The organism is Bacillus sp. SIMBA_154, from assembly GCF_046536015.1.
In the GTDB taxonomy this organism is placed as follows: domain Bacteria; phylum Bacillota; class Bacilli; order Bacillales; family Bacillaceae; genus Bacillus; species Bacillus pumilus_P.
In genome coordinates, this window is record NZ_JAWJBV010000100.1 from 1 (window position 1) to 362 (window position 362).

The following is a 362-nucleotide window of genomic DNA, read 5'->3' on the forward strand; positions in this document are numbered from 1 at the left end:
TGCCGTTTTAGCCATTTCGGTTTCAGTTAGTGAAGGGTGAACTAAAAACATTATTGATGTTTCGCCCAGCTCAACCGCATTAGGCAAACGCTTATTTGGTCGCCATGGTGTATTATCAAACGCTTTTTCTAGATAAACCTCAGAGCAACTCCCCTGAAAACAAGGAACGCCACGTTCAACAATTTCATTAACTATGCGATCTCGGCTCCAGCCAGCAGCCAGCTGCTGAGGTTTAATAAACATATAATGTTTATATTCGGCATGTTTAGTATAGTCAGGTACTTCAACTAAGCGAATACAGCTGAAACCTTTTGCCGCCTGATCTAATAATGCTCCATGAGCTTGGCGTTTTGCAGTCCAAT

1 protein-coding gene is annotated in these 362 nt (G+C 42.3%); it reads right to left on the minus strand.

The features are described 5' to 3' along the window. A partial coding sequence (locus R0K30_RS21290; protein WP_410612760.1) for a PLP-dependent aminotransferase family protein occupies nucleotides 1-362 on the minus strand: 362 nt, incomplete at both ends.